Consider the following 24,098-nt stretch of genomic DNA (forward strand, 5'->3'; position numbering starts at 1 on the left):
AATAGATTGGGATTAGACGTTTGTTACGTGTTGCGTAGTTTCCAAAAGATATAACTACAAAGCTTGTATTGAATGACTCCAGAACAGTGGACTTCACTGCGCAGAGTAAATTCTATGGACAAGCCGAACGGGCGATTAGTACTGGTAAGCTACATGCATTACTGCACTTCAACCTCCAGCCTATCAACCTAGTGGTCTTCTAGGGCCCTTCATTTCCCTTTTGGGTTGGGAGATCTCATCTTAGAGCGTGCTTCCCGCTTATATGCATTCAGCGGTTATCACAACCGAACTTCGCTACCCAGCCGTGCCCTTGGCAGGACAACTGGAACACAAGAGGTTCGTCCATCCCGGTCCTCTCGTACTAAGGACAGCCCTCTTCAAATCTCCTACGCCCACAGCAGATAGAGACCGAACTGTCTCGCGACGTTCTGAACCCAGCTCACGTACCACTTTAATCGGCGAACAGCCGAACCCTTGGAACCTTCTACAGCTCCAGGATGTGATGAGCCGACATCGAGGTGCCAAACCGAAGCGTCGATATGAACTCTTGGCTTCGATCAGCCTGTTATCCCCGGCGTACCTTTTATCCGTTGAGCGATGGCCCTTCCATACAGAACCACCGGATCACTAAGGCCTGCTTTCGCATCTGCTCGACTTGTAGGTCTCGCAGTTAACCACACTTATGCCTTTGCACTCGACGGTCGATTTCCAAACGACCTGAGTGTAGCTTCGCGCGCCTCCGTTACAATTTAGGAGGCGACCGCCCCAGTCAAACTACCCGTCTTACTATGTCCCTCTCCCGGATTACGGGAGCAGGTTAGAATCACAACAACCGCAGGGTGGTATCTCACCGTTGGCTCCACCGAACCCAAAAGTCCGGTATCAAAGCCTCCCACCTATCCTGCGCAGCAGTGGCCGTAACTCATAGTAAAAGTATAGTAAAGGTGCACGGGGTCTTTTCGTCTAGCTGCGGGTAACCGGCATCTTCACCGGTACTACAAGTTCGCCGAGCAACTCGTTAAGACAGTCGAACGATCGTTACTCCATTCGTGCAGGTCGGAACTTACCCGACAAGGAATTTCGCTACCTTAGGACCGTTATAGTTACGGCCGCCGTTCACCGGGGCTTCAGTTCAAAGCTTCGAGCTTGCGCCCTAACCTCTCCCTTTAACCTTCCGGCACCGGGCAGGAGTCAGCCCCTATACGTCGTTTTTGACTTTGCAGAGACCTGTGTTTTTGTTAAACAGTCGCCGTTCGCGTTTCACTGCGGCCCCTCTGGGCTTGCACCCTGAAGGGCGACCCTTCTCCCGAAGTTACGGGTCTAATTTGCCGAGTTCCTTAACAAGCTTTCACTCGAGCGCCTTTGGATATTCTCCTCGTCTACCTGTGTCGGTTTGTGGTACGGTTCCCAATTTCTCTCCTTAGAGGTTTTTCTTGGCACCATGAAATCAGCAGCTTTCAGCCATTCGGCTTACTGCTTTACGCCTCACTGTTAAGACTCTCCGGATTTGCCTAGAGAATCCAGCTTACGCGTATCGAACACCATAGCCATATAATGTCCTGCCTATCCTTATGCGTCACCCCATCGTGATAACGAAAAACTGGGAGGTCCGGAATATTAACCGGATTTCCATCGCTTACGCCTTTCGGCCTCAGCTTAGGGACCGCCTAACCCTGAGCGGATTAACCTTCCTCAGGAAACCTTAGACTTTCGGCGTGAAGGGTTCTCACCTTCATTATCGCTACTTATGCCGGCAGGGTCTCTTCTGTAATGTCCACGCATCTTCCCAGTTGCGCTTCATCCACGACAGAATGCTCTCCTACCACGCACACCTAATGGTGTGCATCCGCTGCTTCGGTATACAGTTTTAGCCCCGTTGTATTGTCGGCACCGGACCGCTTGACCAGTGAGCTATTACGCTTTCTTTAAAGGATGGCTGCTTCTAAGCCAACCTCCTGGCTGTCTGAGCGTTCCGACTTCCTTTCCCACTTAACTGTAATTTTGGGACCTTAGCAGGCGGTCTGGACTGTTTTCCTCTCGACTGTGAAGCTTAGCCCCCACAGTCTGACTCCCGGGCTGGTTGTGATCGGCATTCGAAGTTTGATTAGATTCAGTAAGCCGGAAAGCCCCCTAGTCTATCCATGTCTCTACCACCGATCCAAATCACCCGAGGCTAGCCCTAAAGCTATTTCGGAGAGAACGAGCTATAACGGAATTTGATTAGCCTTTCACCCCTACCCTCAGCTCATCCGAGCTTTTTTCAACAAACACCGGTTCGGTCCTCCAGTGAGTGTTACCTCACCTTCAACCTGGCCAAGGGTAGATCATCCCGCTTCGCGTCTATTCCTGCCAACTTATCGCCCTATTCAGACTCGCTTTCGCTGCGGCTCGCTCACGCTTAACCTTGCTGACAAGAATAACTAGCCGGCTCATTATGCAATAGGCACGCGGTCAGACATTCCCTTACGGGCATAGTCCTCCCACTGCTTGTAGGCACACGGTTTCAGGTACTTTTCACTCCCCTCAATGGGGTGCTTTTCGCCTTTCCCTCACGGTACTGGTTCACTATCGGTCAGAAACGAGTATTTAGCCTTACGGGATGGTCCCCGTGGATTCAAGCAGGGTTTCTCGTGCCCCGCCTTACTCAGGTACCTGCTTCGAGTCTGGATCGCTTTCGTCTACGGGTCTGTCACCCTCTTTGGATCTCCTTTCCAGAAGATTCGACTAGCAACCAGATTGGTAACTCTACTTTTGCAGGCCCTACAACCCCCGAACTACCGAAATAGTACGGGTTTGGGCTGTTCCGATTTCGCTCGCCACTACTATCGGAATCGAGGTTTCTTTCTCCTCCTGGAGGTACTGAGATGGTTCACTTCCCTCCGTTCGCCTGTTCCAACCTATGAATTCAGTTGGACATACCCAGGTTTTACCTGGGTGGGTTTCCCCATTCGGAAATCTCCGGATCAACGCGTGTGTGCCGCTCCCCGAAGCTTATCGCAGCTTGCCGCGTCCTTCATCGCCTGTTTCTGCCAAGGCATCCACCGTGCGCCCTTAGTAGCTTGACCATAGAATTTACTCGCACGCAGCAGAGTGACAACCTCTGCAACCTAGAGCTATCTACGTTTGATATAGTCCACGCCTGTGTCGTACAACCTTCATCTCAACTTGCGAGAATCAGGTCGGTAACACGAAAATTATTCTAAAGACACTCAATACTGACGACAGCGTCGCAATCAGAAACAACCTGAAAGCTAGCTGCTCAGCCTTGTAGTTATATTTACCCAATCTATTCAGTTGTCAAAAATCATGGAGCGATTCGCATTGCTGCTTCATCACTTCGCGCCCTCGGGCGGCTTGAGCATTCCTGCTCAAGGTTCAATCTCCGCAGTGCAGAGACTCAACCTCAAGCAGACATCGCTTGCTTTACATGTCGAACATGCCAATCGAGAAGTCATGGTGGAGCTGAACGGGATCGAACCGTTGACCCCCTGCTTGCAAAGCAGGTGCTCTCCCAACTGAGCTACAGCCCCTTGATGGTTAGCATAACTAACCGTCGGGATAAAGGTGGTGGGCCTGGGTAGATTCGAACTACCGACCTCACCCTTATCAGGGGTGCGCTCTAACCAACTGAGCTACAGGCCCGACTCTACAGCACCAGACTTCCAGCTTATCAGCAAGGAGCCTGATGCGCAGGCTGCTCTGTTGTTGACTCCGAAGAATCAAGAATCGAGCTCTCTCGAAAGGTTTCGAGGACACAGTTGAACGTGCATAGCAGCTACGCCGCTATTGACCATCGGTGTTGACAAGATATCGAAAAAGAGAAGGTTTAGTTCAGGCTCATCTGCAGTCACCGAAGCGCATGCAAATGGTACTTGGCAACATCACTATCAAGCTCAACCTGATCGCAAAACCAGGCTGCCTGCAATCGCAGGACGCTGAAGTGTGCCAAGACGTTCTCTCTTAGAAAGGAGGTGATCCAGCCGCAGGTTCTCCTACGGCTACCTTGTTACGACTTCACCCCAATCATGAATTACACCTTGGGCGGCTGCTCCCTTGCGGTTAGCGCACCGACTTCTAGTGCAACCCACTTTCGTGATGTGACGGGCGGTGTGTACAAGGCCCGGGAACGTATTCACCGTGGCATGCTGATCCACGATTACTAGCGATTCCAGCTTCATGGAGTCGAGTTGCAGACTCCAATCCGAACTGAGGCCGGCTTTTTCCGATTAGCTCCCCCTCGCGGGTTTGCAGCGGTTTGTACCGGCCATTGTAGCACGTGTGTAGCCCTGGACATAAAGGCCATGAGGACTTGACGTCATCCCCACCTTCCTCCCCGTTATCCGAGGCGGTTTCGTCAGAGTGCTCAACTAAATGGTAGCAACTGAAGATAAGGGTTGCGCTCGTTGCGGGACTTAACCCAACATCTCACGACACGAGCTGACGACAGCCATGCAGCACCTATATAGCGGTCTATTGCTAGACGCCGACGTTTCTGCCGGATTCCACTACATTTCGAGCCCAGGTAAGGTTCTTCGCGTTGCGTCGAATTAAACCACATGCTCCACCGCTTGTGCGGGCCCCCGTCAATTCCTTTGAGTTTCAGCCTTGCGACCGTACTCCCCAGGCGGATTGCTTATCGCGTTAGCTTCGGCACGGCAGGATTGGGTACCTGCCACACCAAGCAATCATCGTTTAGGGCTAGGACTACCAGGGTATCTAATCCTGTTTGCTCCCCTAGCTTTCGTGCATCAGCGTCAGTTATGGTCCAGTGAGCCGCTTTCGCCACAGGTGTTCCTTCCGATATCTACGCATTTCACCGCTACACCGGAAATTCCACTCACCTCTCCCATACTCAAGCCCGACAGTTTCTAATGCAGACTATGGGTTGAGCCCATAGATTTCACATCAGACTTATCAAACCGCCTACGCACCCTTTACGCCCAATAAATCCGAACAACGCTTGCCCCCCTCGTATTACCGCGGCTGCTGGCACGAAGTTAGCCGGGGCTTCTTCTATGGGTACCGTCATAATCTTCCCCATCGAAAGGAGTTTACATACCAAGATATTTCATCCTCCACGCGGCGTTGCTGCGTCAGGGTTTCCCCCATTGCGCAAAATTCCCCACTGCTGCCTCCCGTAGGAGTCTGGACCGTGTTTCAGTTCCAGTGTGTCCGTGCGCCCTCTCAGGCCGGATACCGATCATCGCCTTGGTGGGCCATTACCCCGCCAACTAGCTAATCGGCCGCGACCTCCTCCCCAAGCGCATTACTGCTTTGACTCGTAAGTGTTATGCGGTATTAGCTAAGATTTCTCTCAGTTATTCCCCACTCGAGGGTAGATTAGTCACGTGTTACTCACCCGTGCGCCACTTTACTCAGAGCCGAAGCCCCTTTCTCGTGCGACTTGCATGTGTTAGGCACGCCGCCAGCGTTGATTCTGAGCCAGGATCAAACTCTCGTTTAATCTTGGTTTGCTCGCCATCCAACGACAGGGGTCGGGATGGATCGAGCGCCCTCGCTCGCTCGAAAGGAGCGAAGGATATAACTAGTGAGAATGACTAAACCAAATTTCGTATCATCTCACGACTGGCACGTTCAACTATGTTGTCAAAGATCCTAACTGCATCCACCTAAGCGGGCAGCTTTGGATCAAGGACTGAATCGGCATAAGCCATATTCGTGTCCTCGAACTTGATGCGCTGTTGTCGTCTGTATTTGCTACTTACTTTTGACTCTCTCTGTTGGCCTTATTTCAGCTCTTCGAGGAGCGCTTCAGCAGCGCTTGACGTTTTAGCGAACTTTTCGAGATTATCAACTCTCATCTCGCTTGTCAACTTTTATTTTTGTTTTCTTCAAGCTCTATTTCCGCCTGAAGACTTCAAAGAAAGTCGACAATCATTCACTCAGCACAAAATATCAAAACATCGTGACGCTCAAAATGAGCGCGGAGCACTTAGCTCCTGATAAATCTTGAATCAACTGCAGTGGCTTGGGTTTGGATTGCCGGTAGGCCATTAGGCTCTGAACCGATATCAAACGCTTGGACTGCGCTCCGTCTTCCCTTGTTACTCGCTCCCGTGTTGCCAGAGCCAAGGTGCGAAGCAGTGTAGCTTTACTTCTCACCTAGAGTATCGTGCTTTTTGTTTCCGTGCAAGCTTGATGCTTTCCACTTCGTTTCTTGCCGTATGCCTCTTTGCGACTTCCTGAGATTATCAGCGACGGAGCCTCTGTGCAAGCTCAAGGCTGTGAATAATCTAGGTTTCCTGTCGAAAAGTCGCTTTCGACCAGTAAAGACGGGGTGATAAAAGTTCCGACTATTTTGACATTGTTTGAATAGTGGCCTCGGTGATGGTTTGGCTGCTGACAATCCGGTGGGACGGTCTAGAATCGTTCCACTATGGAAGCTAACGAAGTTTCAGAGTTTGCCAATCAGATGCGGGAGTCCGGTGGGGAAGAGTCGCTGAAGAGTATCTCGCTCGGCATCTCGATACTTGCCGTACTGGTTGCGATGGTCACTGTGCTTGGACATCGCACTCACACTGAGGCTGTGCTGATGCAGTCGCGTGCGGGTGATCAGTGGAACGAGTACCAGGCGAAGAAGATTCGCATGGATAACTTATCGGTGACGCTGGACCTTCTTGCGATAGAGCCCACCGTGAACTCTTCCCTGCTGGAGTCGAAGCGGAAGGAGTATGAAGCTCACGTTGAGAAGTGGAAGGAAGATCTCGTGGAGGAGCAGGCGAAGGCTGGTGAGTTCGAGGCTGAGGTGACCAAAGCTGAGGCCAAGGCTTCTCGTTACGATCTTGGCGAGGCGTTGTTGCAGATCGCAGTGGTGCTTTGCTCCATTACGCTTTTTACGCGAAGGCGACACTACTTCCTGCTTGGGCTTACCCTCGGCGCGGCCGGTATCGTCGTCGCGTGTTCGGCGCTGCTGGTTCGTTAGGACGTTCTATGAGGGGTACCCACCCCCCGGTTGTCCACTGTAAGCCTCTTGTATTCAGAGCTTTACGATTTCCACAGGATGCAAATTTGTCATTCCAGATGGGTTAGAGGCAAATTCGTCTCCCTAAAGGACTTACAGGCTCCAAACGTTAAAGCCCCGAGATGGTCGGGGCTTTGTCTTGTTCTGTTTTCATTATAACGGAGCGGCGGCAACTTATACGCCACGTGGATGTCGTTGTTCCAGAGAGGTTTACGGGATTTGTGGGCTTGACAGGCGTGTGAGGGCTTTTGGGGGGTCGGGTTTTGGATTTTCAACTCCAGCGTGTGTTCGCAAACGCATTTTCGTGGGCATGAGCGTGAAGCGGAGGGCCCAAACGGCCGTGTTTCGATCATCTTGAATGGGTGTTTAGAAGGTTGGCGAGCGTATAGGCTACTGCGGCTGCGGCTCCTCCGATGAGGACGGTCTGGAGTGCGCTGCGTAGCCAGCCGGTTCCGACGAGCTTGCCTTTGAGTGCGCCGAAGATAGCGAGCGCAAGCAGCGTGATGACGACGGAGAGTTTGAGAGCGGTGAGGTTGTCGGCTACGAGCATGTACGGGAGTAGAGGTATGAGGCCGCCAGCGATGTAGGAGATCGCGATGGTGAGGGCGGAGCGATGAGCGCGGTTTGCGGCGGGTTCTTCGAGGCCTAGTTCGAAGCGCATCATGAAGTCGACCCACGCGGTGGGGTTTTGTTTGAGTGCTGCGAGCACGGGCTCTGCGCTGGCGCGACTGACTGAGTACTGTTCGAAGATCTCGTAGATCTCTTCTTCTTCGTCGCGAGTGCGTTCGATGATCTCGCGCTCTTCGCGATGACGCTCGGAGACGTAGTGTTCGGCATCGCCGCGAGCGGCGAGATAACCACCGAGGCCCATGGCGATGGAGCCGGCGGCGATCTCTGCAAGACCAGCGAGGACGACGATGTGCGAAGAGGCAACGGCACCGGAGAGACCTGCGGCGAGTGCGAAGGGAACGGTGAGTCCGTCGGAGAGGCCGATGACGATATCGCGAACGACTTCCGTAGATTCGAAGTGGCCTTCGATGTGGGGGCCGTGGGTGTGGGGTGAGTGTGCTACCTCATGCATTCCCGTAGTTTAGTGCAGGGTTTGCGAAGGAAGACAAGCGATGTGCGTTGCGATCGGTCTGACGGAGGTTTTTGCGGATGCCGGGGAGTCTTTCGCGTTGGCAGACCGTCTGTATGAGCACGAGACTCGGATAAAAGCAACTCGGATGGTGCGGGATGAGACAGCAGTGGATGTGGCGTTCGGGAGCGAAGTTGCTACTGATGGCGATGGCAGTATTGCCTTTGCCGGTGCATGCTCAGCAGGGCGATGACGAACGGGAAGGGCCGGCTTTTGCGGGTGGGCAGATGGTGCGCGGCACAGTGACGACCGCGAGTGCCGATCATCTGACGGTGAAGACGGAGGCGGGCGAGGTGTACCAGGTGGCGGTCTCGGCGAACACGCGTGTGACTAAAGACAGGCAGCCGGCGAAGATGGTCGATATCAAGGCGGGAGATGGCGTGGGAGCGATGGGAGTGCTGGACCCTGCGACGAAGACAGTGCATGCAGTCTTTATCGGCGTGATGGATGCGGAGCAGGTGAAGAAGGCGCGCGAAGGGATGGGCAAGGTCTTCATCACGGGGCGCGTGACGGCGATCGATATGGATGCGCTGAAGATCACGGTGCTGCGGCCTGACGGTGTGAGCCAGGTGATTGAGGTGGATGAGCAGACGTCGTTCAAACGCGGCGGGCGCGGGATGTCGATGCTTGCGAGTGGTGCGGGCGTGACTGAGTTGGGGTCGGGTGGCGGAAGAGGGAGTGGTAGTGGTGGAGCGGCTTCAGGCAATGCAGCAGGAAGTGGGAACAGCTCTGGTGGAGAGAGTATTACGCTTGCGGATGTGAAGGTTGGAGACGCTGTGGCTGGACGAGGGGCACTGAAGAATGGAACGTTCGTTCCGACGGAGTTAGGTGTGTCAGATCCTTCGACGCGGCGACGACGACGGGAGCTTGAGGGCGGCGGATCTGCGGCAGCTCCGAGTGGGGCGGCTGCTCCAGCGAAGACTGCTACGGCGCCTCAATAGATGAGAATCATGTGTTCTTGGTTGATGAAGCGAGGCGAGGTAAAGGTGCAGGGACTGATTCAAGGTATGGTAGTGGGCCTGGTGCTGACGGGTAGCGTGTGGGGTCAAGCTGTGCCGCCGGTTCAACCACCGGCAGATGCGCAGAATGCGTCTGGAACACCTGCTACGACTGCCACGACACCTGCTGCGGTTGCTACGACGCCTGCTACGAGTGAACCGAGCGGTGGGACGATTTCGGGGATAGTGAAGGCGGGAGCGGTACCGTTGCCTGGAGTTGCAGTGACTGCGAGCAATACGCTGACCGGCAAGAAGTACGCGACGACGACCGATGTGAACGGTGCCTTTGCGGTGACGGTTCCGCGCAATGGCCGTTATGTGGTGAAGGCGGAGCTGGCGGCGTTTACGGCCGATACAAAAGAGGTTTTGATTAACGCGGCTGGACAGAACGGCGGGAAACCGGCGCAAGTGGCGGAGTTTGGATTGCAACTGGCCTCGAGGGTGCAGCAGCAGGAGGAGCGTCAGGCTGCGGCGACGAGCGCTGGAGTTGCGCGTGGGTTGCAGGCGTTGAGCGTCACTGGAGATACGTCGGGGTCGGCGGATGCGACGGCGGGTGGAGGAGGGACTGCGGGGGCGCAGGTGCCGACGCTGTCCGGGCTTGGAGGAGGCGAGGCGGCGGCGAGCGATTCGGTGACGGTGAATGGCGCGGTGGGGCAGACGAACGGACTTGCGGGATTCAGCGAGGATGACGTGCGGGAGCGAATCCAGGATGCGATTGCACAGGCGCAACGACAGGGCGGCGCGGTTGGCGATATTGCGAATTCAGTGGCGGGGATGTTGGGCGGTTTGGCTGGTGGCGGAGGATTCGGCGGTGGCGGTGGTGGTGGACGAGGGTTTGGGGGCGGAGGCGGTGGTGGGGGCGGGCGTGGCGGTGGTGGAGGAGGAGGCGGATTTCGAGGGTTCAATCCTACACAGCCGCATGGAGCGATCTTTTACCAGGGAGGAAACGGCGCGCTGGATGCTACGAACTTTTCGTTGACGGGTGCTCCCGTGGTGAAGCCGGATTACAGCACGAACAGGTTTGGAGTGAGCTTCACGGGGTCTCCGTTTATACCGGGCGTGGTGAAGGCGAGCACGAAACAATTCGTCTTCCTCAACGTCACGGGACAGCGGAATACTACGCCTTCGAATCTGTATGGCACGGTGCCTACTCTGGCGGAGCGTGGTGGAGATTTTTCTGGCCTCACGCAGACAGTGGGCGGCGTGACGACTCCAGTGACGCTGTATGACCCTACGACGGGGCAGCCGTTTGCGAATAACCGCTTGCCTGTGTCTCCGCAGGCTGCGGCGCTGCTGAACTTTTATCCCGGGCCGAATATTCCGGCGACGGGACGGCAGGGGTACAACTACCAGACGATTACGACTGCAGGGAGTAATTCAACGACGGCGGCGCTGCGGTATGTAAGGAACTTTGGGCAGAACAATAGCGTTGGCGGCGGACGCAGGCAGCAGCAAGGCAGCGGGCCCGCGACGCTGCGGCAGAATATCAACTTCAATGGGAGCTACTCGCATTCGGCTGCGGATAATCGGAATATCTTTTTGCCGCTTGGTGGCGCGACCGAGACGGATGGGTATGGCGTGACGGCGGGCTACACGATTGGATATGGGAAGCTGACCAATAATGCTTCGATCAACTGGAACCGGTCGCACAGTATGGCGCGGAATTATTTTACGGATGGGACCGATCCGCTCGATGGGACGGGCATCAGTGTTCCGAAGCCGGTGATTGGCGGGAATCCGGGGATCTATAACGGGTTGCCGAGTGTGGCTATTTCGAACTTCACGGGGCTGACGCAAGCCCTGCCGAGCGATGTGGTGAATCAGACGATTTCGTTCTCGGACTTTGTGAGTTACAGATACAAGAAACACAGTATGCGCTATGGGCTGGATATCCGGCGGGTGCATGCGGATTCGGTGGGCGGAACAAATGTAGTGGGGTCCTTTACGTTTACGGGATATGCGACGCAGAATCCGGCGAGCAGCTGTACGCCTTCGTCGACGGTGACTTGTCCGGTTTTGTCGGCCAGCGGGTATGGGCTGGCGGATTTTCTACTAGGGTTGCCGCAGCAGTCGGCGATACAGGCAGCGACGGCGAAGACGTATCTGCGAGCGAATGTTTTTGATTGGTATGCGCAGGATGACTGGCGCGTACTGGCGAACCTGACGTTGAACTATGGACTGCGGTATGAGTATTTTTCGCCTTACGTGGAGAAGGATAATCGGCTGGTGAATCTGGATCATAATGCGGATTTTTCGGTGGTGATACCGGTGTGTCCGGTGGCGATTGCGGGGTCGTGCGGGGCGGGGACGGTGCGGTCGCTGGTGAATCCGGATAGGAATATGTACTCGCCGCGCGTGGGTTTTGCGTATCGGCCGAAGTTGAAGATCTTCAAAGATACGGTGGTGCGCGGGGGCTATGGGATCAACTTCAATACGGGGCAGTATGCGACGCTGGCGAGGAATCTGTCGTCGCAGGTGCCGTTTGCGCTGACGCAAACGAACGTGGTGGGGCAGACTGGATGCTCGCCGACGACGCTGACGCTGGCGAATGGATTTGGCTGCTCGACGACGCCGGTGCAGAACAACTATGCAGCGAATTTGGACTACAGACTGGGACATGTGCAGGTTTGGAACCTTGATATTCAGCGGACGTTTCCGCTCGGGATCGTGGCGAACATTGGGTACAACGGAGCGAAGGGTGGGGAGCTGGATATTGTGAGGGCGCCGAATCGGACGGCGACGGGGGTGCTGAATCCGGGGGCGCAGCCGTTCAATTATGAGGATTCGCTCGGATTTTCGCGGTTTCAGCAGTTGAGCGTGAATGTGCGGAAGCGGCTGCAGAAGGGAGTTTCGCTGCAGGCGACGTATCACTATGGACACTCGATCGATAACGCTTCCTCCATTGGGGGGACCGCTGCTGTGCCGGCGCAGAATGATATGGATTTGAATGCGGAGGAGGGCAACAGCTCGTTCGACGTGCGGCACCAGGTGACGGGAAACTGGGTACTGGAGCTGCCGTTTGGGCCCAATCGGGCTTTCCTGACGAAGGGTGGATTCTGGTCGAAGGCGCTGGACGGGTTTTCGCTGTCGGGGGATTTTACGTTTGCTTCGGGGACTTACTTTACGCCGCACTATGTTTCGACGGTGGCGGAGACGGCAACGGGAACCAACAATACGCTGCGGCCGGACAGGGTGTTTTCGCAGCCGATTTCAGGGCAGGGGACGATTCTGGACTGGTTCAATACGGCGGCGTTTGCGGCTCCGAATGGATACGGGACGGCGTCGCGTGGGTCGATTGAGGGGCCAGGAATCGCTGTGGCGGATGCTTCCCTGTCGCGAACGGTTGCGCTTGGGGAGACGCGGTCGTTTGAGATGAGGGTGACGGCGACAAATGTGTTCAATACGGTTCAGTATTCGGGGATCGATACGACTTTGAACTCGCAGACGTTTGGGCAGGTGACCTCGGCAGCGGCGATGCGGCGGCTGACGGTTCTCGCGCGGTACCGGTTTTGAGGAGCGGGACGATGAGTTTGCGACTGGCTATGAGCCTGCGACAGGCGGTGAATTTCAGTTGGCGTCGAGCTATGGTCGCGATGCTGGTGGGTGTGGTTGCGGGCATGCCTCTGGGCGATGGCTGGGCGCAGCAGCCGGATCAGTCGGGAGGCTTCACGCTGAAGGTGCAGAGCGACATCGTGCTGACCAACGTGGTGGTTCGGGACAAGAAGACGGGTGAAGTGGTGAAGGGGCTGAAGGCGACCGACTTTACGATTTTGGAGAATGGGAAGCCGCAGAAGATTGAGAGCTTCGACTATCAGAATGTCGATGAAGCGGCGGTGTTGCGGGAGAAGTCGACCGTCATCGGGAAGGCTACGATTGCGGATCTGGTGAATGGGGAGTTTGCGGCGAATCCGGCTACGCTGCGGGATCACCGATTGATTGTGATGTTCTTCGACCTGAGCAGCATGCAGCCAGAGGATATCGACCGTGCGGTGGAATCCGCGCAGGACTATGTGAATAAGAAGATGCAGCCGGCAGACCTTGTGGCGCTGGTGAGTATGTCCACCGGGCTGACGATGGATCAGGACTTTACGTCGGATAAAAAGGCGCTATTGCGAGGGCTCGGCAAGTACAACGGAACGGAAGGCACCGGGTTTGCGAATGGAAATGAAGGGGGGAATTCGGGCGGAACGGCGGATGATGCTTCGAGCTTTACCTCGGACGACAGCGAGTACAACGCGCTGAACACGGATCGCGAACTTTATGCGATACGGACGATTGCGAAGAGTCTGGAGAGAGTGGACCAGCGGAAGAGCCTGTTGTACTTCAGCGGCGGATTGACGCGTCAGGGTATCGAGAACCAGGCGAGTATGCGTGCGGCGACGAATGAAGCGGTGAAGGCCAACATGGCGATCTACAGCGTCGATTCGCGGGGGCTGGAAGCTCTGCCGCCGGTGGGCAACGCATCGACTGGAAGCCTACGTGGAACAGCGGCCTATAGCGGGGGCGCGATGCAAAGTCAGTTGGATGCGAACTTCGGTTCGCAGGAGACCTTGGCAACGCTCTCCTCTGATACAGGTGGCAAGGCTTTCTTTGATTCAAATGATTTCGCTCCGGCATTTCAGCAGGTGCAGCATGACACTGAGGCTTATTACATCGTTGGGTTCCGCTCGACCAACACGGCGCGTGATGGAAGCTTTCGGCATCTGACGGTCCGGCTGAATCGCAGCGACGTGAAGGACGTGAAGCTGGAATATCGGCCTGGATACTACGCTCCGGCAGACTTTCAGCACCAGAAGACAGAAGATCGGGAGCAGGTTTTGATAGAGGAGCTGCGAAGCGATCTTCCGGCGACCGATGTCGCGATCTATTTGCAAGCGCTGTACTTCCGGATGGGGGATAACAAGTTCTTTGTTCCGGTGTCGCTGATTATTCCGGGATCGCAGATTCATATTGTGAAGAACGGCGACCGGGATAAGGCAAATATCGACATCATTGGCCAGGTGAAGAACGCTGAAGGGATCATCGTCGGCAATGTTCGCGACACGGTGAAGCTGGCGCTCGATGCGGCCCAGCAGGTTCAGCAGAAGAAGATTCAGTATTCGACGGGATTCACGCTGGCTCCTGGGAGATACCATCTGAAGTTTGTGGTGCGGGAGAACCAGACGGGGGCGATGGGTAGCTTCGAGACTGATCTGCAGGTGCCGGATTTGAAGAAGAGTCCGCTGAAGCTGAGCTCGATTGTGCTGTCGAGCCAGCGGGTACCGAATACGGCGAAGAAGACGACGAGCCCCCTGGTGCGGGATGGAGTGGAATGGATTCCGAACGTGCCGCATGTGTTTCGGCAGGATCAGCATCTCTACTTCCTGTATGAGGTGTACGACCCTACGAGGGATAAGGGTGCGGCGGAGCCAGCGAGTTCTCCTGGGTTGACGCGACGTGAGGGCGGACCAGTGCGGGTGCTGACCAGCATTGAGTTTCTGATTGGCGGTGTGAAAGTGTATGAAACACCACTAGTTGAGGCGAAGGTGGTCAATATTCCGGAACGTGGAGCTGTAGCGTTTCAGTTCGATGTGCCGCTGACACAGCTGAAGCCGGGATCTTATGTATGCCAGGTGAACGTGATCGACGATGCTGGCGGGAGTTTCAGCTTTCCCCGGATGGCGATGAATGTGTGGGCGGGGGCCACGCCGGTGGTGGCTCCTGCGACGGCGGCGACGCCCGCGATATCACAATAGTGAGTTGACGTTCGCTCGATGACTGCCTAGCATGTGGTATCCGCATTGGGCCCGGTACGAGGACCTTTGCATGCCGTCTGAGACAGCAGCCGCGCGTCGACCAGACATCCCAGCACTTACCTCTCTGCGCTTCTTTGCCGCACTGTGGGTCGTGCTCTTTCACGTCTATGCGATAGGGTTGAACCGCGGCGGGCCGAAGGTATATCTCGCTTTCGCTCTGCTGGGATATGTCGGGGTCAGCTTCTTTTTCGTCCTCTCCGGATTCATCCTGGTCTATGTTTATTCGGGACGGCAGATTCAGAAGCGGCGCTTCTGGCAGGCTCGATTTGCGCGGATCTATCCCGCGTATCTGTTCTCCCTGTTGTTGACGATCCCGGTTTTGATGATGTTCTGGCCGATGACCAAGCAGGCGCACGTGACTTTTCTTGCCCTTACCGCGAATCCGCTTCTTCTCGAGGCGTGGTTCCCAAAGCTTCTGCTCACGTGGAACCCTGTCGGTTGGAGTCTCTCGGCCGAGGCCTTTTTCTATCTCGTCTTTCCGTTTGCTATTCGTCGGATGGACGCGCTGGCGTGGCCTCGCCTGCGGCTGACGATGGTGGGCTTCTGGCTGGCCAGCCTACTGATCACGGGCTCCTATGTGCTACTGCGTCCTGACGGAGTGGCCCACCCAGGGATAGACGACAATCAGCTGTTCTGGCTTGGCGTGGTAAAGCTCAATCCTCTGGTTCGCCTGCCTGAGTTTTTGCTTGGGGTGGCCACGGGGCTTGCTTTCCTGCGCCTTCCGACGCGGAGCCGCAACTGGCCGATTGCGCTGGGAGGCGGGCTGCTGCTGCTTGGGATCGGGCTGCAGCGATGGATACCCTTCGCGATGATGCACTCAGGCGCGTTCGCCCCCGCGTTCGCGCTGCTGATCTTCGGATTTGCAACGCAGCCCGCGTGGAGCCGCTTCCTTGCCGCCAAGCCCTTGATTCTGCTTGGAGAAGCAAGCTACAGCCTGTATCTGATCCATGGATCGTTCATTGGGAACTCTCTCCAATTCGCCCACTCGAAACACCTCTTCGCGGTGACCGTGGCGTGCGTTGTCCTGTCGATCCTTGCTTCTATTTTGGTGTTCCTGTTCATTGAGAAGCCGCTACGACGGCTGCTGCACCCCCGTTACGCTACTCCCCTGGTTCCGGTTGGGGGTAGCGGCGCTGCTCCGGCCGAGGTGACGATCTGAGGAGAGGGCTAAGCATTTGAAACCATTCGTTGGAATCGGCTCCGGTGGTCCTATGAAACCATGGCAAGGTGGCTATTGACAGGGGTTAAATAAGGGGCCGATGATGATGGCGAAGTCCGAGAGGTCCTCTTATGAGACCGATTCTTCGCTCTACTATCCTCCTCCCCTTACTTGGTCTGGTGTTTTCAAACTCTCCAATGTCCTCGCAGAAGCTTGCGACGCCCGCCACTCCCAACGCTGACCGCGACCTGCGACACCAAAGCGCAGACTGGTTCACAATCGAGCCACACCTTCCTAATCCACAGACCGCCACTTGGCAAAAGCTGGAGGTTGCGGCCGATGTACTACGTGCCCGGCGTTTTCCGGAAGATGCCCTGGTTTACTACGGCTACGCGATGCAACGCGGTGGTCCGCAACAAGAGCTTCTGATTCGTATGGGCGTGACGGAACTTGAACTGAGAAACATCGCGCTTGCGCGGACTTATTTCCTGCAGGTGGTTCGTCTGCAGAAGAAGAACGCACAGGGATGGAACAACCTTGGTGCGGCCGAGTACGTGGATGGGCGCTATGGAAACGCTATTTCCGATTACGGCAAGGCGATCAAGCTGGACAAGAAATCGGCGATCTATCACTCGAACCTTGGAACCGCGTACTTCGAAGAAAAGAACTTCGAGAGGGCGCGGCAGCAGTTTGATATTGCGCTGACGCTTGATCCGGACATGATGCAACATCACGATGCGAGCGGCGTAGAGGCCCACATGCTCTCGCCGGCGGACCATGCGCATTATTGTTTCGAGATAGCCCGGCTCTATGCTCATCGGGGCGACGAAGAAAATATGCTTCGCTACCTGACGCTCTCGAGTGAGGGCGGGTTTGATGTGCTGGGATCGATGGGTTCGGATGAGGTACTGGCAAAGTATCGCAAAGACCCGCGCGTGATCACCCTGGTTCGGACCGCGACGGCTTTGCGGAACTCGAAGACCTCGGTTGCCGACGCGCGGACCGGCGGAGTGCCTCCACTGCCACAGGCCCATGACTAAGTTGCGTGAACTGGACTATTTGTAAGGGCAGTGACGGCAATCTGAGTTGCAGCAGTAGCCGCGCTTTCGATGGTAGATGGAGGTGAATACGAGGTATGGGCCTTCGTAATAGAAGTCTTCGGGCAGGAGCTCTGGAGGGGTGTCTTCGGGCGGTGGGGTTGGTGGGGCGACGACGGGTTTGATGGGATCCTGCATTGCTGGGATAATCCTAGTCCAGTCTGAGATCCGCAGGCGGTGCGCTGCGGGACTGTTTTCTAACGAGGGTCTGGGATGAATCGTAGAAATTTCCTTAGGAGTTCCCTGGCTGCGGGAGGTGCCGCGCTGCTTGCAGGTGCAACAAGGACAGCGGGTGCGGAGGCGTTTCAGGAGAGCGTTCCGGGAGCCGTGACAGAGGCCGAAGTTGAAGCCGCGCGGTTTCCGGAAGGTTTTTTGTGGGGGATGGCTTCGGCGGCGTACCAGGTGGAAGGGGCTTGGAACATCGATGGAAAGGGCGAATCCAACTGGGACCGCTTCGCGCACACGGTCGGGAAGGTGAAGGGTGGCGCGACCGCCGATGTGACGTGCGACCAATATCATTTATATAAAGACGATATCGCGATTTTGAAGCGGCTGAATCAGAAGAGCTATCGGTTTTCGACGTCGTGGGCGCGTGTGCAGCCGAGTGGAACAGGGGCGATAAATCAGAAGGGTATCGATCATTACAGCCGGCTGGTGGATACGTTGATGGAGGCGGGGATTCGTCCGTTCTGCACGATCTATCACTGGGATCTGCCGCAGGCGTTGGAGGATCGCGGTGGATGGCCGAATCGCGATCTGGCGTCGTACTATGCAGACTTCGCGGGGATTCTGGCAAAGCATCTGGGTGATCGGATCACGACCTGGGCGCCCTTCAATATGCCGTGGACGTTTACCTACTATGGGTACGGTGTTGGAGTTTTTCCTCCGTGCAAGGCTGACTTCAATCAGTTTCTGAAGGCTGCCCATACGGTGAACCTGGCGCAGGGCGAGGCGTTTCGGGCAATCAAGGCAGCGTCTGCGAAGGCTACCGTGGGGAGCGCCTATGGGATGGCGCCGGCTTATCCGAAGACGGACAGCAAGGCGGATCGAGCGGCGACGGCGCGGTATCACGCGATGAATAATCTCTATTTCCTGAACCCGGCGATGCGCGGGGAGTATCCGAAAGCGTTTGTTGGAGCGACGCCCTATGAGGCGATGGGATACAAGGACGGCGATGACAAGATAATGAAAGTGCCGCTGGATTGGGTTGGGTTTCATTACTACACGCGGCGGATTGTCTCGAATGCCAGTGACGGCGCTCAGGCTGCCGGAGGACACTTTGGCACGGAGACCGAGGGCGAGGGTGGGTCGTCGGGTCGGGATCCGCTGACGCAGATGCATGTGGAGATGCCGACGGAGGGGCCGCTGACTGAGGCGGGGCTGGAGATATGGCCGCGGGGCATCTATGACCTGGTGACACAGATCTCTAGGGAATACGACCATCCGATTATTGAGATCAGCGAGAACGGCTGCTGCTATCTGGATGGGCCTGACAACAGTGGGCGCGTGCCTGATGTGCGCAGGATTGCGTTTCATCGGGGGATACTCGCGGAATTGGCGCGAGCGATTGCGGATGGAGCGAATGTTCGTGCGTATCATGCGTGGAGCCTGGTCGATAACTTTGAATGGGCCGACGGATATACGCAACGGTATGGACTGACGTACGTAGATTTTCGCGATCAGAGGCGAATCGTGAAGGATTCCGGACTTTGGTATGGACGGGTGGCGGCTTCGAATCGGCTTACGTGAAGGAGTTTCGCAGAGTGTTCGTAAAAGAGGAAAGCCTCCAGCGAGTGTGAGTCGTGGAGGACTTTCTTTTCATTCGAAACTTTCGTTGGTGTTGGGTTTACTTAGGCGCGTCCTGGGCAAGACGGAGACCTGAAAACTGCCAGCGGGTTGAGGGCGAGAAGAAGTTGCGATAGGTGGCGCGGATGTGGGTGGCCGGCGTGACGCAAGAACCTCCACGAAGGATGACCTGCGAGGACATGAATTTGCCGTTGTATTCGCCGAGCGCGCCGGGAAGAGGCTTGTAGCCGGGGTAGCCGGTATAGCCACTGGCAGTCCACTCCCACACGTCGCCAAAGATCTGCTGCAGTCCGGGGAGTGCTGAGGCTGGGGTTGGATGGAGGTTGCCGGTTTCGATGAGATTGCCCTGGACGGTGGGGGGTGTCGTCTGCGGCGAGGTCTGCGGCGAATACGTCAGGAGCGCGGGCTGCAAGTCGACTTCTTTGCGCTGGAGCCCGAGTTGGCTGGCGGCGTGTTCCCATTCGAATTCGGTGGGGAGACGGTGGCCGGCCCAGCGAGCATAGGCGTCAGCCTCGAAGAAGCTGAGGTGACAGACAGGGGTCTCGCTGAGGTCGTCGAGCGAGCGGAATCCGTGCATGGTGTAGATCGACCATCCGGAGTTGGTGGCTTCATCGCGACGCCAGTACAGGGGCGCTTGCCAGCCTTCGGCGCGGTTGGTGGTCCAACCCTCGGAGAGCCAGAGCTCGGGACGGTTGTAGCCGTTCTGGTCAATGAAGGCGAGGTACTCGGCGCAGGTGATCAAGCGCGTGGCGAGGCGGTAGGGCCCGAGGTAGACACGATGGCGGGGGGTCTCATTGTCGAAGGCGAAGGAGGAGACGGATTGGATGGGGTCTGCAAGATCTGGAGTGAAACCGATCTCGGTGAGGCCGCCGGCGTAGTCGATCCAGTCGAGAGGCGGCGCGATGGCATCGACCTTTTCCTTTGCAGACGACTGGACGTACGCGGGATGCAGCGGGTTGGTGAAGAGAGCATGCTTGATGTCGGTGGCGATGAGTTCCTGATGCTGCTGCTCGTGCTCGAGGCCGAGAGCGATCCGGCGGGCAGCTTCATCTTCTAGCGGATGCTGCATCAGAGCTGTCATTGCAGCGTCGACGTGAGTGCGGTAGGCGAGGATAGCGTCGAGCGGAGGACGGGAGAAAGATGCGCGGAGTTTTTTGTCGGGCATCTCGCCTAGCGAGTTGTAGTAGCTGTTGAAGAGCCAGTGGAAGTCGGGATGGTAGGGCTGGTAGCCAGCGGCAAACTCGCGGAGAACGAAGGTCTCGAAGAACCAGCTAGTGTGGGCGAGATGCCACTTCACCGGACTGGCTTCTGGACAGGACTGAACCATCATGTCTTCAGGTGATAACGGACGACAAAGATGCGTGGTCGCATGGCGAACAGCCTTGTAGCGGGCGAGGAGCGAAGTTGCTGCGGGGGTAGCTTCTACGATCTGGGACATGTTCTTCTCGCTTGGTGAAGAGATGGCGAACAAAGTTTTGATGCTTTGTTAGAATGCGAAGTTGCCGAAAAGGTTACCGGGGTTGAGGCCTGATTGATGCTTAAACGCTCGCTAGAAGCGGCTCAAAGCCGTTCCAGGGCTTTGACGGCTAAGGTTTGTTGATGACACCGAGATCGACCATGCCGTTCACAAAATATTGCACTGCGAGCGCCACCAGCAGCAAACCCATGATGCGGACGAGAATTCTGACACCGGTCTCTCCCAGACCGCGAGCGACGCGGTCGGAGTTTCCGAGCACGAGATAACAAATTGCTGCGGTAATGAAGATCGAAACCAGGATCGCCACCATCTGCCAGCGGGTCTGAGCCTGACCGACCAGTACCATGACGCTGGTGATCGATCCGGGCCCGGCCAGCATTGGGATTCCGAGCGGAACTATGCCAGCATCCTCTTTCTGTGCGGCTTCGGTGGTCTCCTCGGTCGACTCCTGCGTGGGCGATCGTTTGGCTTCGAGCATATCCAGGCCGATGAGCAGGAGGATGACGCCGCCCGCGATCTCAAAGGCTGGCAGCGTGATGCCAAACATTTTGAAGATGTACTGCCCCGCGACGGCGAATGCGCTGAGCACGACCAGCGCGGTAATGGAAGCCTTCCACGCCATCTTTCGTCGACGCGGCGCATCTGCCCCTGCGGTCACCGCGAGAAAGGTGGGCAGAGCAGCGAACGGATCGACGAGAAAGAAGATGGAGCTGAGCGCGAGAACAGAAAACTGAACGTACGCCGAATGCTCCAGCCCTCTGAGACTGACGGCATGTGGATTGAACATCACTCTCTATTCTCCCATGCCGGGCAGCCGTTATAATGGTCCTTCAACGCTTAGGAGCGTACGAATGCCCATACAGACCACCACGAACATCTGGCACAACGGGAACCTGATTCCTTGGGACAAAGCCCAGATCCACGTCATGTCCCACGTCGTTCACTACGGCTCGTCCGTCTTCGAGGGCATTCGCTGCTACGCGCAGCCGAACGCTGCCGGCATCTTCCGCCTGCCGGAGCACATGGCGCGACTGGTCGATTCGGCCAAGATCTACCGGATGCCGCTTCCCTACACCGTTGAGCAACTTTCGACCGCGGTGATCGATGTTGTGGAGGCCAATGGCGTCGCTCCTTGCTACATTCGGCCGATCGCGTTTCGTGGGTATGGGGAGCTCGGCGTTAATCCGCTGCGGTCGCCGGTTGAGGTCTATGTCGCCAACTATCCGTGGGGCAAGTATGTTCCCGGCACATCTGGCGCGGATGTCTGTGTCTCGAGCTGGAGCCGGTTAGCGCCGAACACAATGCCGGCGCTTGCCAAGGCGGGCGCGAACTACATGAACTCGCAGCTGATTCGCATGGAAGCCGAGATCAACGGCTACTCCGAGGGGATTGGCCTTGATACGAACGGCTACCTCTCTGAAGGCTCGGGTGAGAACCTGTTCCTGGTGCGCGGTGGCGTTCTCTACACCACACCGCTGGCAAACTCGGTGCTCAACGGAATCACGCGCAGCTCGGTTCTTACGCTGGCGAAGCAGCTCGGCATTGAAGTCGTCGAGCAGGCTCTCCCCCGCGAGATGCTCTACATCTGCGACGAGGCTTTCTTCACCGGTACGGCTGCTGAAGTGACGCATCTTCGTTCTGTCGATCGCATTCTTGTTGGCGACGGCACAATGGGCCCGATCACAAAAGCATTGCACGATGAGTTCTTCGGCATCGTGCATGGCACGCTTCCCGACCGCTACAACTGGCTGACTCCAGTCAATGTGAAGGTGGCAGAGCCTGTCGGCGTATAAGTAACCGCGTTGGTAACAAAAAGGAAAGGCAGCCATAGTGGCTGCCTTTTTCTTTTGCGATGCCGTTGCGCCGTTATTCCGGGGTAATGACCATCTCTTTCTTCGGTATCTTCGCTAGAAAATCTTCGCCAACTTGAATGTGCTGGTCGACCAGTCGCGAAGGTGTGTGAGCCAACCACTCTGCGAGGGAGATGTCTTCGTAGAACGGTGTTGGGAATACCTCAATAAACGTGAGGTCTGTGTCTCCCGTGTTTTCGATGTAGTGGGGTACAGATTTGTCGATGTAGCCGACATCGCCTTCCTGGAAGTCCATGGTGCGGGCATGACCGCCAGCAGAGAATACCGTCATGCGGCCCTTGCCCGTGACGTAGTACTGCCACTCGTCTTCGTTGGGATGCCAGTGCAGTTCACGCAGGCCGCCCGGTTTCAGAGTAACGATTGCCGCAGCGATGTTGGACGCAGGCCAGATCTTCTGGTCGATGATCTTTACCTCGCCGCCACGGGAGACTTTGGTGGGCTTCATCTCGGCTGGTTTGAAGTCGAAACTGTGTGGGACGCGGCCAGTGCCTGCCTCCGCCTGCTTCTGCTCCTCGGCCAAAGAACGCGGCAGCGGACGTTCGAAGATGAACAGCTCTTTATTCGGCACCTTATCGAAGGTGGCCTCTGGAACGTCGAAGTTCTTCGCCAGCACCTCGGGCGGTGTATGGGTCATCCAGTCGGTCAAAAGGAAGGTGTCGAACTCGTTGAAGTTGCCATCATTGAAGACGAGGAGAAACTCGCAGCCGTCGGGCCCGAGCCCCTGAATGGAGTGCGGAATTCCGCCGGGAAAGATCCAGAGATCCCCCTTGGTGACATCGCTGACATGGCTGCGGCCTTCCTGATCGACTGCTGTAATGCGGGCGTTGCCGTAAAGCATGAGAGCCCACTCGGCGCCGACGTGCCAGTGCAACTCGCGGATGCCGCCGGTGATGAGACGCATCTGAACGCCGGCCATCTTCTTCGAGATGGGGAGATCGCGTACGGTGACCTGACGCGTCCAGCCGCCCTCTTCCTGCCGCTTGTGGGACAGTGAAAAAGAGTATTTGAATGGAGGCTGTCCGCCGGAGTCGGTCGGAGGAGCCCATACGGAACTCGGATTCTCTTTATCGAGCGGGTCGTTGTTCTGAACGGGCTGTGATTCATTCGGAAGGTGGTGGTCTGCCGAACGAATTTGTTTCTCTTGTCCCTGAGCGACCTGCATGCCTGTTGCAGCTACCAACAACGCCGAACTGGCTTCGAGAAATCTGCGGCGGCTTACCTTTGCCTGATCTTTTTCCTGTTCCACTTTCAACATCCTCCGTGCTGTTGAATCACCTTGTTGGCGAATCTGTCAGTTCAGGATATTAGATACCTAAAATGTTGGACAGGTAAGGAGCAGATCCTGAGAGTGAAGCGAGATCTAAATCAATCACGTTACTTTGTTTGGCCCTTGTCCTTAGCATTCACTCTATCGCCATGACTGGGAGGTTGGCTGGTGACGAGAATGCGAGCCGGGTTGTCACTTCGATTGAAGGCCTGATGCGCCTGTCCAGGCGATACTTCGAGGCCCTCACCAGCTTGAAGGATAAAACTGTGCTGTTCTACTTCGAGGGTCAACTCGCCTTCAAGAACGTAAAAGAACTGCCGTGAATGAACATGGAAGTGACGGACTTCCATAGTGCCGGGTGGCATGAGTTCTTCGATGATGCTGAGGTTTGGTGTCCTGACGAGGTGCCAGCCGTCGCAGTCGTCTCCGCGCGGACCACCCCATTTGTAATGCTCGCCGGTTAGCCGGCTGACTATCGGTGTCATCGAGGTCATCCCGCTCTTCAAAC

General features: G+C 56.3%; 14 protein-coding genes, 2 tRNA genes and 2 rRNA genes. 8 read left to right on the forward strand and 10 right to left on the reverse strand.

What is annotated here, in order from left to right; translation table 11 throughout:
• Positions 1 to 114: 114 nt before the first annotated feature.
• The 4 genes from RBB77_RS20775 to RBB77_RS20790 form a co-directional block, all read right to left on the reverse strand.
• A 23S ribosomal RNA gene (locus RBB77_RS20775) occupies positions 115 to 3,065 on the reverse strand.
• Between the two features lie 389 nt (positions 3,066 to 3,454).
• Positions 3,455 to 3,530 (reverse strand) — tRNA-Ala (locus tag RBB77_RS20780).
• 35 nt (positions 3,531 to 3,565) lie between these two features.
• A tRNA-Ile gene (locus RBB77_RS20785) sits at positions 3,566 to 3,642 on the reverse strand.
• Positions 3,643 to 3,964: 322 nt separating this feature from the next.
• Positions 3,965 to 5,464, reverse strand: a 16S ribosomal RNA gene (locus RBB77_RS20790).
• Together the 16S and 23S rRNA genes with 2 tRNA genes alongside form the textbook arrangement of a ribosomal RNA operon.
• Before the next feature lie 933 nt (positions 5,465 to 6,397).
• On the opposite strand from RBB77_RS20790, the gene RBB77_RS20795 reads away from it, so the two are divergent.
• Positions 6,398 to 6,943: a DUF4337 domain-containing protein gene (locus tag RBB77_RS20795; RefSeq protein WP_353063617.1), complete on the forward strand. Its 546-nt coding sequence runs from the start codon at positions 6,398 to 6,400 to the stop codon at positions 6,941 to 6,943.
• A gap of 388 nt (positions 6,944 to 7,331) precedes the next feature.
• Here RBB77_RS20795 and RBB77_RS20800 read toward each other — a convergent pair whose 3' ends face one another.
• On the reverse strand, positions 7,332 to 8,063 hold the full coding sequence (locus RBB77_RS20800; protein WP_353063618.1) for a VIT1/CCC1 transporter family protein: 732 nt from the start codon (positions 8,061 to 8,063) through the stop codon (positions 7,332 to 7,334).
• 155 nt (positions 8,064 to 8,218) lie between these two features.
• Here RBB77_RS20800 and RBB77_RS20805 point away from each other — a divergent pair, with 155 nt between their 5' ends.
• The 5 genes from RBB77_RS20805 (at position 8,219) to RBB77_RS20825 (ending at position 17,112) form a co-directional block, all read left to right on the forward strand.
• A complete protein-coding gene (locus tag RBB77_RS20805; RefSeq protein WP_353063619.1) occupies positions 8,219 to 9,061 on the forward strand; it encodes a hypothetical protein in 843 nt (280 codons plus the stop codon).
• 9 nt (positions 9,062 to 9,070) lie between these two features.
• A complete protein-coding gene (locus tag RBB77_RS20810; protein ID WP_353063620.1) occupies positions 9,071 to 12,631 on the forward strand; it encodes a TonB-dependent receptor in 3,561 nt (1,186 codons plus the stop codon).
• An 11-nt stretch (positions 12,632 to 12,642) separates the two neighbouring features.
• Positions 12,643 to 14,853, forward strand: coding sequence for a VWA domain-containing protein (locus RBB77_RS20815; RefSeq protein WP_353063621.1), 2,211 nt, complete (start codon positions 12,643 to 12,645; stop codon positions 14,851 to 14,853).
• 70 nt (positions 14,854 to 14,923) lie between these two features.
• The gene (locus RBB77_RS20820) at positions 14,924 to 16,072 is read left to right on the forward strand and encodes an acyltransferase family protein (RefSeq protein ID WP_353063622.1); all 1,149 of its coding nucleotides are present in this window, start codon (positions 14,924 to 14,926) and stop codon (positions 16,070 to 16,072) included.
• 131 nt (positions 16,073 to 16,203) lie between these two features.
• Positions 16,204 to 17,112 carry a tetratricopeptide repeat protein gene (locus RBB77_RS20825; RefSeq protein WP_353063623.1) on the forward strand — a complete coding sequence of 303 codons (909 nt, stop codon included), beginning with the start codon at positions 16,204 to 16,206 and terminating at the stop codon, positions 17,110 to 17,112.
• A gap of 15 nt (positions 17,113 to 17,127) precedes the next feature.
• Here the strand turns inward: RBB77_RS20825 and RBB77_RS20830 are convergent, their stop codons facing one another.
• The gene (locus RBB77_RS20830; protein ID WP_353063624.1) at positions 17,128 to 17,307 is read right to left on the reverse strand and encodes a DUF5522 domain-containing protein; all 180 of its coding nucleotides are present in this window, start codon (positions 17,305 to 17,307) and stop codon (positions 17,128 to 17,130) included.
• A 75-nt stretch (positions 17,308 to 17,382) separates the two neighbouring features.
• Here RBB77_RS20830 and RBB77_RS20835 point away from each other — a divergent pair, with 75 nt between their 5' ends.
• On the forward strand, positions 17,383 to 18,918 hold the full coding sequence (locus tag RBB77_RS20835) for a glycoside hydrolase family 1 protein (protein WP_353063625.1): 1,536 nt from the start codon (positions 17,383 to 17,385) through the stop codon (positions 18,916 to 18,918).
• Positions 18,919 to 19,015: 97 nt separating this feature from the next.
• Here RBB77_RS20835 and egtB read toward each other — a convergent pair whose 3' ends face one another.
• Positions 19,016 to 20,413 carry an ergothioneine biosynthesis protein EgtB gene (gene egtB, locus RBB77_RS20840; protein WP_353063626.1) on the reverse strand — a complete coding sequence of 466 codons (1,398 nt, stop codon included), beginning with the start codon at positions 20,411 to 20,413 and terminating at the stop codon, positions 19,016 to 19,018.
• 148 nt (positions 20,414 to 20,561) lie between these two features.
• Positions 20,562 to 21,239, reverse strand: coding sequence for a MarC family protein (locus tag RBB77_RS20845; protein ID WP_353063627.1), 678 nt, complete (start codon positions 21,237 to 21,239; stop codon positions 20,562 to 20,564).
• A gap of 64 nt (positions 21,240 to 21,303) precedes the next feature.
• Between RBB77_RS20845 and RBB77_RS20850 the strand changes: the two genes are divergently transcribed.
• Entirely contained in the window at positions 21,304 to 22,245 is a 942-nt protein-coding gene (locus tag RBB77_RS20850; protein ID WP_353063628.1) for a branched-chain amino acid transaminase, read from the forward strand.
• Between the two features lie 73 nt (positions 22,246 to 22,318).
• Here the strand turns inward: RBB77_RS20850 and RBB77_RS20855 are convergent, their stop codons facing one another.
• Both RBB77_RS20855 and RBB77_RS20860 read right to left on the reverse strand, forming a co-directional pair.
• Positions 22,319 to 23,569, reverse strand: coding sequence for a cupin domain-containing protein (locus RBB77_RS20855; RefSeq protein WP_353063629.1), 1,251 nt, complete (start codon positions 23,567 to 23,569; stop codon positions 22,319 to 22,321).
• A gap of 128 nt (positions 23,570 to 23,697) precedes the next feature.
• On the reverse strand, positions 23,698 to 24,084 hold the full coding sequence (locus RBB77_RS20860) for a cupin domain-containing protein (RefSeq protein ID WP_353063630.1): 387 nt from the start codon (positions 24,082 to 24,084) through the stop codon (positions 23,698 to 23,700).
• Between the last annotated feature and the right edge of the window lie 14 nt (positions 24,085 to 24,098).

It is taken from the genome of Tunturibacter psychrotolerans (genome assembly GCF_040359615.1).
Lineage (GTDB): Bacteria > Acidobacteriota > Terriglobia > Terriglobales > Acidobacteriaceae > Edaphobacter > Edaphobacter psychrotolerans.